Raw genomic sequence first — 14700 nt, 5'->3', positions numbered from 1 at the left:
TCACTTTTCTATATATATATACCACCAATTTTTCACCGTTTCAGATAGGATTGGCGTATGGTCAAGCATCCAATCAGTTAAAATCGAACTGGATATTAAATTTTGAATAAATTCGATAGGTAATAAGGCAAGTACGTATAGCAGAACAAATATAATAAAGTAAAATTCGATGAATCCTAACACTGCTCCAACCATATTACTGACAAATCCAAGTATTGGTAAATACTTTAAAAAGTCAAACATAGATGCTAATAATTGCAGAGCAAATTTCACTACAATAAATATAAGTGCAAATGCAATAATTCGATAAAAAGTCTGATCTAATTCCAAACTTTCTACAGCGATCGTTAGTTTTGAACTAGCAGTTACTGCTGGAAACGGAATCCATAAAACAAATTTTTCTGCTAGTGGTTTATAATAAGTATAAGATACGATGAGTGCAATAATAAAACCAGTCATATGAATAAGCTGGACGATTAATCCACGTCTTGCACCTGTTATTAATCCAGCTACAAGTAGTATCAAAATAAGAATATCTAACATTTTTTCAGTCCTTTAACCTTTTTAATTCTTCTTCTAGAAGCTCTAATTGCTCTTTTACTTTTATGTAATCATTAACCGCATTAACAGCTGTAAGAACCGCCAATTTTGCAATATCTAAATGACCATTATGGGAATGAATTTCTCTCATTTTATCATCCACCATGGAGGCAACAAGTCTCATATGGCCAGAAGTTTCGGAACCTACCATTATATAATTCTGTCCATATATATCAACAGAAATTTTTGTTTTTTGTTGTTCTGACAAAGCCATACCCTCCCCAGAAAAATCCTATTTCTAATAATAACACGAAATAGATTATGATGTGAAGAAAGGAACATACGAATGTCCAACGAAGTATTATTATTACAACCAACAGAAATAGAAAAAGTAAAAGATCATTATTCAAAATTTAGAGTAGAAAGGTCTGCTCCTGGGGTAGTTTTCGCTGCTAAACTAGTAGATACCGCTGTTACAATTTACAAATCTGGTAAAGTAATGTTTCAAGGAAACGGTGCTACTCGAGAGGCATCATTGTGGAGATCTTCCGACAATTCTGTTCAAAAAATCGTTAGTTCAAATACAAAAGGTGATACATTACCACCTAACTTTGCCTCTTTATCTGTGATTGGTTCAGATGAAACTGGAACTGGTGATTATTTTGGGCCAATTACAGTTGCAGCTTGTTTTGTTCGAGCAGATCAAATTAAACTCCTTACAGAGCTCGGTGTGAAAGATTCCAAGATGTTAACGGATGATATTATGCGTAAAATGGCACCAGATTTAATGGCTATTTTAACACATAGTGTTCTTGTATTGAAAAACGAGAAATACAATGATATTCAGTCACGTGGGTGGTCTCAAGGGAAAATAAAAGCACTCATGCACAATCAAGCACTTAGACATGTTCTGAAGAAATTGATACCACAAAAACCTGACTATATATTAATTGACCAATTTGCTGAGCGTGGTATTTATTACAATCATATTAAAGCTGAAAAAGAAATCATTCGAGAAAATGTGTTATTTTCTACAAAAGCTGAACAATTACATGTATCTGTTGCGGCAGCTTCCATTATTGCAAGATATGCATTTTTAAAAGAAATGGATCGTCTTAGTGAAATAGCTAATACAACCATTCCTAAAGGGGCAAGCTCAAAAGTTGATGAAATCGCAGCAAAAATTTATTTAAAACATGGAGCAGAATTTTTAAAATCCATCACAAAATGGCATTTTGCCAACACACAAAAAGCTATGAAACTTGCGGATAAGAAAAGATTTTGATGATCGGAGTGAAGTAAATGGTAATTGTTTATGAAACAGAACGTCTATGTTTATGTGTGTTTGAAGAATCTCATTTAGAGTCTTCTAAACAGTTTTGGGGTAATGAAGAAGTTATGGTACAGTGCAATGGAGCATCTCCACATGATGTATTACTTAAAGTTATTCAGGCATATCGCAAATGTCATGAAATAAACGGATTATCTGTCTATGCAGTGAAAGACAAAGAAACGGATGAAATTATTGGTGCATCAGGGTTCAACATAGTTGGTCCATTAAAGGAAGTCGAGTTAATCTATCATTTTCGTAAGAGTTCTTGGGGAAAAGGCTTTGCAACAGAAGCTGCAAATGCTTGCTTAGATTTAGCTAAGAACAATGGATTAGTACAGATTGTAACAGCTTCTGCAAGCCTCGAAAATGAAGGATCTTTAAAGATTTTAGAGAAAATTGGTTTTTCATATAAAGGAATGAAATGGTTCGATGATACAGAACAAGAGGAACCATATTATGAGTACACAATTTAACGGTTAATGGATTAAAAATAATTAAGAATAATCGAGGCTTTTGTTCTTGTACGTTTTCGGTTCGCTTTGGACGAAAGGTTCACTGCATCGTTTTCGTAACTTAAGGGTGTAGGGGCGTGACTCTTTCACGCCCCTACACCCTTTTTTCGAGGGCACTGGAAAAGTCCCTATAATCAGCTTTTCAGATGGAGTTCTACAATAACCAAATAGATAAGAAAATCGTTGAAGTGGCTCCCTTTCCGCGGGCGTTGCCGCAGCCTCCCCACTTCAAGGGCACTGAAAAAGTGTCATTCAAATAAATTATCTATCAAATAGTCCTAAGAGAATTTAGCGCTTTGGCATTCGCTTTCCGCGGGCGAGCGACGAGCCTCCTCCTTCGCTCTGCTTGAAGGCACTGAAAAAGTCTCTATAATTTGCTTTGCTATACGGAGCTATACATTACCCTATAAATAAGAAAATCGTTGAAACGGCTCCCTTTCCGGAGGCCACTGAAAAACAAAAATTCAGAAAATAAAGTCACCACTTGAGAAGTATATTTGTATCAAAATTGGCATGACGTCCCCATAAACACCCTAAAAAGTGAAGGAATTATGGGATTTCGTTTTTATTTTTTGAAAAAAAGTGACTTTTTCAGTGGCCTCCCTTTCCGCGGGCGTTGCCTCAGTCTCCTCGCTTCGCTACGAGGTCTTCGACTAACACTATTCCCGCTGGAGTGTCGCCTTTTTCAACGATTTTCTAGAAATGAAAAAGTATTTATTCTAAAATAGACAGTTTTTCAGTGCCCATCTCTGCTTCGTGCGGGGTCTCGTCTGTCTCGCTTTCCCGCAGGAGTCTCATGCGTCGCGCTAAATTCTTTAAATGAAATACAGCACATAGTTCCTATAAAAATAATAATTTTGAGTTTTTCAGTGGCCTCCCTTGCCTTTATACACGTATATTAATATTTCTAGCTTCATCCATAACTCGCTTAATGAGTGATTGTACAGTCTCTCTTTTAGCAAGAGTTGTGCTCTGGCCCGACCAAAGTGACATGAAATCTTTATTATTTTGCTCTGAAGCGGCTTTTCGAATCGATTGGGTAAGAGTGTTTTGAACCGGAAAATTTGGAAAAGATTCTTCGTGTTGTTTCATTTCTTCTATAAATTTATTTGTAATTCCTCTCGCCCATTTACCAGAAAAAGCCTTAGTTAATACTGTGTCATTTCCTTTTGACTCCATAATAGACTTTTTATGAAGGGAATGTGCTCCGCTTTCTTCACAAGTTAAAAAAGCTGTACCCATTTGGACAGCACTTGCTCCTAAACATAAAGCAGCCATTAGTCCTCTTCCATCCATAATCCCACCTGCTGCAATAACTGGAATAGTAACATTATTTGCAACTTGTGGGATTAGCGACATTAAACCGATTAAACTTTCCTCATGGTTACCAAGGAAGTTTCCTCTATGACCTCCTGCTTCACTTCCTTGCACTACTACAGCATCCATTGCTAAGTCTTCTATAGCTATTGCTTCTGCAACTGTTGTAGCAGTTCCTATTAATATAATGCCTTGTTGTTTTAACTGTTGAATCATATCTAAAGTAGGGACACCAAATGTAAATGAACAGATAGGAACTTTTTCTTCTATAAGAACTTGTATTTGCTCTTTGAAAGTTTGAAATGCATCATCTACATTTGGTAGGGACATATTTTCGTTGTGTATATGTAAAGCATCCCGATATGGTAACAATAACTGGTTTGCTAATTCCATTTCGGTATTGCTAAGATGAAATTCATTTGGAACAAATAAATTTACACCAAAATTATTGGTCGTTAACAGCTTCACTTCTCTGATTTGTTCCCTTAATTGAATTGGACTCATATAACCAGCTGCAATCATTCCGAGAGCTCCGTTATTGGAAACGGCAGCTACTAAATTAGAAGTTGTTATACCTCCAGCCATTGGGGCTTGAATAATCGGGATTTCCAGTTTCATATTTTTTAACATTGCATTTACGGGCATTCACGCCACCTCTTTCATTACATTTAATAATTACATTTTTACAATTCAGTTAATATACACTCTTTATTCTTCTTAACCTTCCACTCGAAATAATAGTCGGCATATAATCCTAATTCATTTGTTTTTAACCATTCAAATGCTTTCAACACTATTGGAGAAGCATTTTCTTCAGAAACTTCTTCTGCTGATACCCAATCTGCTCCAAGTGAGTCCTGCCCTTCGAACTGAAGAGGTTCTGTTATTGAACCACCTGTTTGCTTTACAAAATAGTACACAGCAATATGATGAACATCAGTTAAACCCCTCCAGTCCGACGAAACCATGAAATCAGCTACCCCAATTTTATTAACAACTTCCACTTCAAAACCTGTCTCCTCCAAAAACTCTCTTTTTATACCTGTTTCCAAACTTTCATTATCTTCTAAACTACCTCCTGGGAGATCATACCGATTTATATAAGGACCACCGTTTTTGTTAACTACGAGTAACTTGCTGTTTTGTACACAAATACCATAGACGCCAAATGCACGATGAAATTTTTTATCTTTTGCGAGATTTTTATACCATTCGATTGCTTTTAGTTCTATCTCTGAAGCTAATTGTTCTTTACCATTGATATACGATTCAATATCAAACGGAAACTTCTTGGATAATGCTTTTTTCAATTCTCCATACTCTTTTGCAACATCCATATGTGCTCGTAAGTAGTCCCGAAAGGCAAGATGACGTTCAATTTCTGTATTACCTTCCTCATATATATGCACATGATGTGTTCTTTTGTCTCCTCCTTTTTGGAAATACCTACGTCCAGGAAGTCCATTTTCTCCTTTTGGTTCATACCCGATAGCAATCATTGCATCGTTAAATGTATCCACCTTATGAATATCACGAACAACTGGTAACATATCAATAATCGGCTTTGCACATAAGTCATTTACAGAAGTACTCCCTATATGGTGAATAGCTATTACCTCTGTGTCAAAAATCTTTTGAAGCCGAATTACTTCTTCAAGAAAGCTTTTCTTCCAATCATTTGTAAATGCCACTACTTCTACTTTACGCATCCATATCCTCCTAAAATTTTTACTGAAGTTTTTCTACTAAAGAATTCTTATGCTCTTTTGAAAAGTGAAGCAAATTGAATTTCCCTTCCATAATACAAGCAGTAATTCTATTTGATTCATTCCAAGCTAGATCATACATCGCCTGATCAATGCTACCTTTTTCAAGTGCCTCCTCCAGCTCATCTTCATCCAAATGTATAATTTCTCCTGAAGGCAACACCACAATATCAAGTATCAAGTCATCCACCCAAGGTATATTGTTTTCGATTCCAATTGCGTAACATATATCGATATACCATTGGACAATTTCTCCCTTGGCATTAAACATAGTAGTTACCGAATAATTTTTACCTATTGGGAAATGCTGTAGCCACATAAAACCATTATCTACGATACAAACCCTTTTTTCTCCGTACAGTACCCATAGCGGTTCCGTAACTTGAATTAGTTTTAATAGTGTAATATATCCAGTAAACTCTTTTGACTCTATGAAAGTTTGTGCGTACTCTCTTTTAACAATCCTCTTCCACTCTGAACGATCCCCATATCTCCTAAACATCCTTGTCCCCCCAACCTCTATTTCCTACGTTCATTTCCTCTTTTAAAATTCCCTGTTATTTTCGCCAAAATTAACTGTACTTCTTTTTCATTTTCCGCCTCTTCTATTCTTTCTAAAAATTTCTCCGCATCTTTCCCTTTCAAAATTTTTATTTGCTTTCCATGATACTCAAGAAAAACCGTCTTATTTTTTGTAATTTGATAACTAAATGGGTTATCTTCTAAGCGTTTTCTTTTATCAATATTATCCATAAAACAACCTCCACCTATTATATCTTTTTAAAATTTCTCTTTTGTGTTGGAAATCTCCTTTTTTCTTTTAAGGAAAAGAACTAAAGCGCTAGAAGAAAGCTGTTAAAATCCAAAAATCAGCTTAAAAAAAGCAATACCAGACATCGGCATTGCTTGATAAATAACATTATTTTGACAGCGATTCGCATTCAATCTACAGACTTTCTTCCATATATCCCATATAGAATCAAACCAACTATCAATCCGAGAAAAGACATCGAAGAAATAGATAAATACAAAATTTTTCCACCAAAAGATTCGTATACAGCTCCTCCTAAATACGACGCAAAGATACCAGATACTCCAAAGAACAATAGTGCCAAAACGGTTTGCCCTGTAGCTCGCCATTCGACAGGAACTATCCGATATAGATACTGAATAGCAGCTGAGTAAAAAATAGGAAAGGTTAACAATTGCATGATTTGCAAATATGCTAGGAGATTAGGATCAGTAATCCAAGCGGAAATGAAAAAACGAATAAAATAAAACGTTGTTGCGAATGAAATAATGATTAGTTCTTTTCCTTTTCGAAGCCACCAATAGCTTAGGGCAAACACTATAATTTCACTTCCAGCGGCAAGGAACCATGCTTGACCTAACAACTCTGCCCCTCCGCCGAGCTCACGAATATATACTCCAAGGAAAACATCATTCATTCTAGCTGGTACAGAACAGATAAAGACTAACAGTAAAAATAGAAGTGTCTCTTTATTTCTTAAAAATTGTTTAAGACTACTTAATGTAACTGGTTTACCTGTAACTGGTGCGTCAGGCATCATCCAACACACAATTAGGCTAACAATTCCAATACCTACAAACAGATACGCCATACTATGTGCACCGAAATAAGATATTACATATCCAGTAAGTAATGAAACTACTGCATAGCCTAATGCACCGTATGTACGAATAGATCCATAACTAATTTTATTTGCCTCTGATATAGAAAAATTAAGACTTTCCGTTAAAGGATCAATTGGCATTAAAAAGAAATAAAGCAGCATTGCGAATATGATAAGTTGGAGATAACCACTCGAGTCATATAGAAAATAACCCATTACAGTTGAGAAAAATAGTAGTACTAATAATACTTTACGTATTGTCCTAATCTTATCACTAATCATCCCCCATAAAGGCTGTGCAATAATTGTCACAAAACCTCCAGTACCAATAATAAAGCCAATTTGCCCTGGATCCAATCCCTGTTCAGCAAGATATATTGGAAGAAAGGGGATAAACATAGCAAGTAGTCCAAAGTACAAAAAATTAAAGCTTTTTAACGAATTTTGTTCTTTCATATAAAGTTTTCTTCCTCACATATTCTGTAGAATTGTATTATAGTAATCACGTCATTGTATCATAAATAAATTTTATTAAAAATAAAGCATAGGCTAAAAGTTCTAGTAATTCAAAAAAATATCAAAAATTCCTAATTCACTCTATTCTAAATATTCTATCTTTATATCGATAAGTATAAAAATACGTAGTATAATAGGAAATAAAAATCATTTGTAAACGTTTTCAGTTAACTAGAAGGTTTAATGAGGAGGAAAACTATGGAGCTCGTTCTCAAGCAAAGTCAAGAACTAAGTTTAATCATGACTTTTCAATTAAGACAGGCCATTGAATTACTACAGTACTCGACTTACGATCTTTACCAATATATAAAAGATCAAGAGTTAGAAAACCCCTTAATAGAACTGAAAGAACGACCTCTTGATGAAGAAAGAATGCGTGGAAAAACAACATCAACCAATTCATCTCAGCAGCTCATTGACTTTGTTAAAAGTAATGACATAGGAATGAGAGAAAAATTATTCGAAGAAGCTAAGTTTCTATACAGAGATAAACGAGATCTAAAACTGCTTAACTACCTTATACATAATTTGGATGACAGTGGCTACTTACAATTAAAAGAATATGAACCATTTGATAATACGGATATTGAGAGAGGAATCCATCTTCTTCAACAGATTGGACCTATCGGAATCGGCTCAAGAAATTTGAAAGAATGTTTGCTTTTACAAGTAAATTACGATTATCCAGACGAAAAATTAGCAAAAAATCTAATAGAAAACCACCTAGACTTATTAGCAAATAGAAAGTGGAACGAAATTGCTCGTTGCATGAAAATTTCATTAGCGAAAGTAAAAGAGTTGTATGATTTTATTCAGACCCTTCATCCTAAACCATGGTTTGGTATTACGGATTCTTCAATAGAATATTTAAATCCGGATATCATTGTGGAATATAAGGATGGAAATCTAGTTTATTTCTTAAATGAAAGCTATTTACCGGATATCCATTTTAATTCTAAGTATTCAAATCTACTAAAAGAAAAGGATGAAACATCAAAATATATTAACAATCAATTCACTAACTATAAATGGCTGTTAAGTAGTATTGAACAAAGGCGTATTACCATATTGAAAATAGTAGAAGTACTAGTCGCAAAACAAGAATTATTTTTTAGAGAAGGATCTCTGAAGCCATTAACTTTAAAAGAAGTCGCAGCTGAAATTGATTTGCATGAATCAACTGTAAGTAGAGCAACGATGAATAAAGTTATTCAAACTCCACGAGGCACTTTTGATCTTAGAATGTTGTTTACATCCAAACTAGAAACCGTTGACGGAAACTCCATATCACAAAGCGAGGTGAAAGAACTCTTACAAAGCTTTATCGAGAAAGAAAACAAATACAAACCTTTATCGGACCAAAAAATTGCAGATTATTTTAATAAGGAAAAAGGAATTACAATATCTAGAAGAACGATTAGTAAGTATCGAGAGGAACTAAATATTCCTGCTTCCAGTCTCCGGAAAGAGATAAGTGTTTAAGCTAAATAAAAAAGAGGCTATGGATTTCACTCCATAGCCTCCTTTCCCATTTCCCTCTTTAGTTTAAGTTTAAAGCCGTTAGATAATTTGAATAAGAAAAGATCAAAGTCTCACTTCAATTACACTACTCGATTCCTCCTGCCTATCGCTATCTATTGTAAAACGTCTTCACGTAAAATATATTGTGCCAGTTCTTCCATTTGTTCTGAAATAGCTCGGTCACTTTCTAACGGCGGGCATATTTTTCTTACTCTTTCTAAATAGTCTCTTGTCGCTGGAGCCAATTGGTTTTCAGCTTTTTCTAAGTAAATGGCTTGTGAAGCACATATTAACTCTATAGCTATTACTCTCGCACTGTTATGAATAATTTCTCGTGCTTGGCGAGATCCGATTGTTCCCATACTAACATGATCTTCTTGGTTTGCAGATGTCGGAATGGAGTCAACACTCGCTGGATGTGCAAGTACTTTATTCTCTGAAACAAGTGCAGCTGCTGCATATTGTGCTACCATCAAACCACATTCTAAGCCTGGGTCTACTGCTAAGAAAGGCGACAATCCACTTAATTGTGGATTAACAAGTCGTTCCGTTCTTCGTTCCGAAATATTTGCCCATTCTGCCGCTCCTACTTTTAAGAAATCCATTGCTAGTGCAATCGGTTGGCCATGGAAATGTCCGCCTGAGATAATTTCTCCGCTTTCTAAAATAATCGGGTTGTCTGTCGCTGAATTAATTTCAATCTTCAGTCTTTCTTCTACGTAATTAAACGCTTGCCAAGATGCTCCGTGTACTTGAGGTATGCAACGTATTGAATAGGCATCCTGCATTCGAATTTCCCCTTGGTGTGTAATCCGCTTACTTCCTTCCAACCAGTTTCTCATTCTGGAAGCAACAAATTCTAGTTCAGGATGTGGACGGACAGCTAATAATTCACTGTCAAAAGCAGAAATAATTCCTTGTAACGCTTCCATCGTTAAACAAGCAGCCATATCTGCAGCTAGTCCAACACGTTCTGCTTCATTTAGAGCTACTACCCCCACCGCAGTCATTGCCTGTGTTCCATTAATTAAGGCAAGACCTTCTTTTGCTTCCAATACAACCGGTTTTAAACCCGCTCGTTTCAGTGCTTCTCCACCCGAAAGAATTTCCCCATCATATTCAGCTTTCCCTTCCCCTATTAGTACAATTGCAATATGAGATAACGGTGCTAAATCACCACTTGCACCAACAGATCCTTTACAAGGAACAATTGGATGAACACCTTTATTAATCATCTCTACCAACAGCAAAAGTGTATCTTCTTTTATTCCCGAGAATCCTTTTGCCAGTGCATTTGCACGGAGAACCATCATTGCTCTAACAACTGGTTTTGGCAACGGATCTCCAACACCTACTGCATCTGCACGCAGTAAATTCAATTGCAGTTTTGCTATATCTTCTTTTTCAATTTCAATATCACTTAACTTACCGAATCCTGTATTTACACCATAGATGACCTTTCCATCTTTAAGCTGTTTTTCTATGCGTTCACGACTTGCGCGAACTCGTAATAGACTATCTTCAGGAACAACCACTTTTGCATTTCCATAAACTACACTTTCTATTTTGTACCTATCTAAAGTAAGCCCATCTAGTGCAACTTGGTTGTTTACTAGAGGTCTATCCAATTCGACTGTTCTTTCACCCTTCAATTATTACCACTCCTTTTATTTGTTAAGCTTGTTTATGATTTTCATACCATTGTTCGATCAAACCAACCGTTAGTCTACCTGTGTTTATTAAATTTTCTACGCTTATGCATTCTCTAAATGAATGGATATTTTGGAAGCCATTACCTAAAGTAAGACATGTTAAACCATTTTCATTTAACACATTCGTATCTGCTCCACCAAGTGTTTCTGTAAGAAAAGGTTTTACGTTAATATTGTGAGCTGCTGATTCGACCGTTTTTGTTAAAATATGATCTTTTGGAATATCAAATCCACTATATTTTTTTTCGATTCTAACATTCACTTTACCGCCTTTTCTCTCAGCAGCTTTCTGCATTGCTTCCTCCATATGCTTAAGTTGCTTTTCCATTTTTTCTTTCGAAAAACTACGAACTTCACCTGCAACCGTCACTGAACCAGGAATTATCGATGTTAATTCACCGCCTTCGATAATTCCAATATTGGCAAGTGTCTCTTTATCAATAGTGCCAAGATTCATGTTCAATAATCCCTCGGCAGCTATAAGAAATGCGCTATTTCCTTCTTCTGCATTTAGCGCGATATGCGCAGCGTTTCCCTCAACTTCCATCCAAATCCTACTACTAAAAGGACCTTTTAAGATTATTTGTCCAACATCTCCGCTACTATCGAAAATGTAGCCAACTTTACTTTTGGCTTTGCTATAATCCATATATGTAGCTCCAACAAGACCTGGTTGTTCATTAACCGTTAAAACAAGCTCAACTGGTCCATGCGGAACTTCACTTTCAATAATTGCACGAACCGCTTCTAAATAGGCTGCCAATGCCGCTCGGTCATCAGCACCTAATATTGTTGTACCATCAGAATAGATAACACCATCTTTTATAACTGGTTGTAAACCTTCAGTTGGTAGCACAGTATCCATATGCGTGGAAAAGAACAGTGGAGGAATCGACGAATCTGTCCCTTCACGCCAAGCGATTAAATTACCTACTTCTCCATTGAAATTTTTATGTGCTTCGTCAAATTCGAATGTGAATCCAAGTTCCGTTAATACATTTACTAAATAATCAGCTACAGGTTGTTCTTTAGTACTCGGACCATTTATTTTTGCTAGCTCTAGAAATAAGCTTAACAAGCGTTCTTCATTTAATCGTTCAACAGCAGTACTGTACAATTGATTCTTTGTCATTGTAAAACCTCCTATTATTGAGTAATTATCGACTAACTACTACTTTCCCATCTTTAATAACCGTCTCTACAATATTTGTTCCAAGTTCATATGCTATATGCTTATACGTAGGTATATCCCATATCTGTAAGTCTGCCAGTTTACCAGTTTGAATAATTCCACGATCATCTAAATCCAGTGCACGTGCTCCACCAAAAGTGGCAGCTTTTATCGCTTCTTCTACTGTAAATTTATATAATCGACAAGCAAGGTTAATAACAAACTGCATAGACTCTGTGTAGCATGCAGGGCAAAGGTCAGTCGCAAGTGCTATGTTCATTCCTAAATCGAGCATTCTTCTTGCTTCAAACGGTTGCTTATGACCAACTGCAAAGTCCAATGCTGGCATTAACACACCTGTTACTTCCGATTTTGCAAGCTTTTCCATCACTTCAACAGGCGTGAAATTCAGATGGTCTACAGAAACCATGTTCATCTCCACTGCTAAATCAGAACCCCCGATGTATGAATACGCATCTGCATGTAATTTGGATTTCATCCCATATTGTAGTCCTGCTTGTAAGATTTGCTTTGATTCTTCCGCTGTAAAGTATCCTTCATCACACCATGCATCGCAAAACTCTGCCAGCTTCCGCTCACCAACTTCCGGAATCATTTCCTTAATAAGAATTTCAATGTATTCGCTTTTCGACATTCCATTTGGAATACCATGTGCACCTAAAAATGTATTTAATACATCCACAGGAGTTTCCTTGCCTAGCCTTCTTCCTACTTCTAGTATTTTTATCTCACTTTCAGTCGTCAATCCGTAGCCACTCTTACTCTCTATTGTGGTAATCCCATAATCTAACATAGATAACATTCTTTTTTTCGCTTGTTGAAACAATTCTTCTTCCGATGCATGACGAGTTAACTCAATTGTTCGATTAGGTCCAGTTGTAATTCCTAATTCTTCCAAGTTTTCATCTACATTACCTGACAGTTTTGCAGCATATTCTTCTACACGTGATCCATTAAAAACGAGGTGTGTATGACAATCGACAAACCCCGGTGCAACAACTTTTCCAGTTGCATTAATACTTACCGATTTCTCTAAGTCGAATTTGTTCGTTATCTCTTCTTCAGGTCCAACCCCAACAATTTTGTCATCCTTAATTGCAATCCACGCATTTTCTATGACCCCTATCTCCGTCATACCTTCTCCAACACAAGTAATAGTTTCTGCAGCATTATATATGACTAAATCTACTGTTGTTTTCACTTTTGTTTCCACGTTCATTCCTATACCTCCATTTAAAAGATTGCTAGACTCCATGTCGAAACTTTACATAGTAACTCTTAAAGGAACAAAAATGCTAAAGGAGTAACAATAATTAGCGTGAACACTGTTCTCCAAAACCAGATTACGATTATATGCCCCATCTTGATCGGTATTTCCGTTGATAGAATACAAGGTATCAACGCCGAAAAGAATAATATGGTAGAAATCGAAAGTGAACCAATAATAAATCTAGTTTCTAAACTTGCTTTAAGTACGACTAATGACGGTAAGAACATATCGATCAAGTTAATAGATGCAGCTTTTGCAGCTAAAAGTGGTTCCGGAATTTGAAGTATCCATGTTAACGGATAGAAAATATAGCCAAGATAATCAAACACCGGTGTATGATTGGCAAGTATTAGCCCCAGTAAACCAATTGACATAATGGAAGGTAAAATACCCATAGCCATCACTAAACCGTCTTTAACGTTCTCGAATATATTAGCTTTTAATTTTGGTGCATTATGGGCAGTAGTCATAGCTTGCTCCCACGCATGCCTTATTCGTTTCTCTTTAATAATTTCTTCTGGAAAACCTTCTTCTGAGTAATAATCATCACTTATTTTATTAATTGGCCAAATTCTCACTGTAATAGCTGTCACGAGAAATGTAACTAAAAAAGTCAGCCAAAAATATAGATTCCAAATATGCATTAAATCTAACGTCTTCGCTACAACAATCATAAATGTAGCTGACACTGTCGAAAAACCTGTTGCGATTATAATAGCTTCTTTCTTTGTGTACTTTCCTTCTTTATATATACGGTTCGTTATTAGCAAACCTATTGAATAACTACCTACAAAAGAGGCCACTGCATCAATTGCAGATCGTCCTGGAGTTTTCCAAATAGGTCTCATAATCGGTTGCATGAAAATACCGATAAATTCAAGCAATCCATATCCCACAAGCATCGCTAAAAAAATGGCACCAATTGGAACAAGGACACCAATCGGAATAACCAAACTGTAAAACCAATACGGCCCCATATCTTCTGCCATTAACCAGGATGGACCGATTTCAAACAAGACAAGAAATGCTGCTATTGCACCTAATATTTTGAATCCGGATAACACCATTTCAACTTTACTTTTCTTCCAACTTTTCGTATAAAATGGATAAGCTGCTCCTAATATGACAAGAATCATCGCGTAATAGGCACTCGCCGTACTAGACAACGATCGAATCCACGTCACAAGATGGTCTAACGGAATGGAATTTTTGTCGTTTATTTCAATTGGAATAAAAAACATGAAGATTCCGATCGCACTGAAAAAGAAAAATCTAAATATATTACGAAACTGATAAATTCTTTGATTTTCTCCCATGACAATTTGGTGATTATCAATCGTTTCCTGAACATTATTCATTCTTTCACCTCAAAGATTAGATTATCTAT

14 protein-coding genes and 1 pseudogene are annotated in these 14700 nt (G+C 36.0%); 3 read left to right on the top strand and 12 right to left on the bottom strand.

Annotated elements, in window-relative coordinates; translation table 11 throughout:
* Nucleotides 1-543 (bottom strand): CvpA family protein, encoded by a 543-nt coding sequence (locus FG384_RS10495; protein WP_142642551.1) that lies wholly within the window; start codon nucleotides 541-543, stop codon nucleotides 1-3.
* A 4-nt stretch (nucleotides 544-547) separates the two neighbouring features.
* Nucleotides 548-808, bottom strand: coding sequence for a cell division protein ZapA (gene zapA / locus FG384_RS10490; RefSeq protein ID WP_142642550.1), 261 nt, complete (start codon nucleotides 806-808; stop codon nucleotides 548-550).
* Nucleotides 809-886: 78 nt separating this feature from the next.
* On the opposite strand from zapA, the gene rnhC reads away from it, so the two are divergent.
* On the top strand, nucleotides 887-1825 hold the full coding sequence (gene rnhC, locus FG384_RS10485; protein ID WP_142642549.1) for a ribonuclease HIII: 939 nt from the start codon (nucleotides 887-889) through the stop codon (nucleotides 1823-1825).
* A gap of 17 nt (nucleotides 1826-1842) precedes the next feature.
* On the top strand, nucleotides 1843-2346 hold the full coding sequence (locus tag FG384_RS10480) for a GNAT family N-acetyltransferase (protein WP_142642548.1): 504 nt from the start codon (nucleotides 1843-1845) through the stop codon (nucleotides 2344-2346).
* A gap of 924 nt (nucleotides 2347-3270) precedes the next feature.
* On the opposite strand, the gene FG384_RS10475 is transcribed toward FG384_RS10480, so the two are convergent.
* From FG384_RS10475 to FG384_RS10455, 6 genes and pseudogenes are all read right to left on the bottom strand, one after another.
* Nucleotides 3271-4347, bottom strand: coding sequence for an NAD(P)H-dependent flavin oxidoreductase (locus FG384_RS10475; RefSeq protein WP_142642547.1), 1077 nt, complete (start codon nucleotides 4345-4347; stop codon nucleotides 3271-3273).
* A gap of 38 nt (nucleotides 4348-4385) precedes the next feature.
* Complete coding sequence (locus FG384_RS20030) at nucleotides 4386-4919, bottom strand: NUDIX hydrolase (protein WP_205961779.1); 534 nt, start codon at nucleotides 4917-4919, stop codon at nucleotides 4386-4388.
* Between the two features lie 21 nt (nucleotides 4920-4940).
* Nucleotides 4941-5411: pseudogene (locus FG384_RS20025) on the bottom strand (GrpB family protein); the annotation flags it as partial.
* 19 nt (nucleotides 5412-5430) lie between these two features.
* On the bottom strand, nucleotides 5431-5970 hold the full coding sequence (locus tag FG384_RS10465; protein WP_142642545.1) for a ribonuclease FAU-1 family protein: 540 nt from the start codon (nucleotides 5968-5970) through the stop codon (nucleotides 5431-5433).
* 17 nt (nucleotides 5971-5987) lie between these two features.
* On the bottom strand, nucleotides 5988-6221 hold the full coding sequence (locus tag FG384_RS10460; protein WP_142642544.1) for a hypothetical protein: 234 nt from the start codon (nucleotides 6219-6221) through the stop codon (nucleotides 5988-5990).
* Nucleotides 6222-6409: 188 nt separating this feature from the next.
* Nucleotides 6410-7558, bottom strand: coding sequence for an MFS transporter (locus tag FG384_RS10455; protein WP_142642543.1), 1149 nt, complete (start codon nucleotides 7556-7558; stop codon nucleotides 6410-6412).
* Between the two features lie 258 nt (nucleotides 7559-7816).
* On the opposite strand from FG384_RS10455, the gene rpoN reads away from it, so the two are divergent.
* Nucleotides 7817-9100 carry an RNA polymerase factor sigma-54 gene (gene rpoN, locus FG384_RS10450; RefSeq protein WP_142642542.1) on the top strand — a complete coding sequence of 428 codons (1284 nt, stop codon included), beginning with the start codon at nucleotides 7817-7819 and terminating at the stop codon, nucleotides 9098-9100.
* A gap of 152 nt (nucleotides 9101-9252) precedes the next feature.
* Here rpoN and hutH read toward each other — a convergent pair whose 3' ends face one another.
* The 4 genes from hutH to FG384_RS10430 are packed head-to-tail and all read right to left on the bottom strand — an operon-like array spanning nucleotide 9253 to nucleotide 14629.
* Nucleotides 9253-10791 (bottom strand): histidine ammonia-lyase, encoded by a 1539-nt coding sequence (hutH, locus tag FG384_RS10445; protein ID WP_240793396.1) that lies wholly within the window; start codon nucleotides 10789-10791, stop codon nucleotides 9253-9255.
* A gap of 22 nt (nucleotides 10792-10813) precedes the next feature.
* Complete coding sequence (locus FG384_RS10440; protein WP_142642541.1) at nucleotides 10814-11983, bottom strand: M20/M25/M40 family metallo-hydrolase; 1170 nt, start codon at nucleotides 11981-11983, stop codon at nucleotides 10814-10816.
* Nucleotides 11984-12008: 25 nt separating this feature from the next.
* On the bottom strand, nucleotides 12009-13262 hold the full coding sequence (gene hutI / locus FG384_RS10435; protein ID WP_142642540.1) for an imidazolonepropionase: 1254 nt from the start codon (nucleotides 13260-13262) through the stop codon (nucleotides 12009-12011).
* Nucleotides 13263-13321: 59 nt separating this feature from the next.
* On the bottom strand, nucleotides 13322-14629 hold the full coding sequence (locus tag FG384_RS10430) for a YjiH family protein (protein WP_240793400.1): 1308 nt from the start codon (nucleotides 14627-14629) through the stop codon (nucleotides 13322-13324).
* Nucleotides 14630-14700 lie beyond the last annotated feature (71 nt).

The sequence above is a fragment of the Psychrobacillus vulpis genome, assembly GCF_006861825.1.
GTDB lineage: Bacteria > Bacillota > Bacilli > Bacillales_A > Planococcaceae > Psychrobacillus > Psychrobacillus vulpis.
This window is presented reverse-complemented; position numbering and strand designations above follow the sequence as displayed.

Bases quoted from the DNA above. Each gene is read 5' to 3' on its own strand.
- FG384_RS10495 (WP_142642551.1), bottom strand. From the start codon at position 543: ATGTTAGATATTCTTATTTTGATACTACTTGTAGCTGGATTAATAACA.
- FG384_RS10455 (WP_142642543.1), bottom strand. From the start codon at position 7,558: ATGAAAGAACAAAATTCGTTAAAAAGCTTTAATTTTTTGTACTTTGGA.
- FG384_RS10460 (WP_142642544.1), bottom strand. From the start codon at position 6,221: ATGGATAATATTGATAAAAGAAAACGCTTAGAAGATAACCCATTTAGT.
- hutI (WP_142642540.1), bottom strand. From the start codon at position 13,262: ATGAACGTGGAAACAAAAGTGAAAACAACAGTAGATTTAGTCATATAT.
- FG384_RS10465 (WP_142642545.1), bottom strand. From the start codon at position 5,970: ATGTTTAGGAGATATGGGGATCGTTCAGAGTGGAAGAGGATTGTTAAA.
- FG384_RS10440 (WP_142642541.1), bottom strand. From the start codon at position 11,983: ATGACAAAGAATCAATTGTACAGTACTGCTGTTGAACGATTAAATGAA.
- FG384_RS10480 (WP_142642548.1), top strand. From the start codon at position 1,843: ATGGTAATTGTTTATGAAACAGAACGTCTATGTTTATGTGTGTTTGAA.
- FG384_RS10475 (WP_142642547.1), bottom strand. From the start codon at position 4,347: ATGCCCGTAAATGCAATGTTAAAAAATATGAAACTGGAAATCCCGATT.
- rnhC (WP_142642549.1), top strand. From the start codon at position 887: ATGTCCAACGAAGTATTATTATTACAACCAACAGAAATAGAAAAAGTA.
- FG384_RS10430 (WP_240793400.1), bottom strand. From the start codon at position 14,629: ATGGGAGAAAATCAAAGAATTTATCAGTTTCGTAATATATTTAGATTT.
- rpoN (WP_142642542.1), top strand. From the start codon at position 7,817: ATGGAGCTCGTTCTCAAGCAAAGTCAAGAACTAAGTTTAATCATGACT.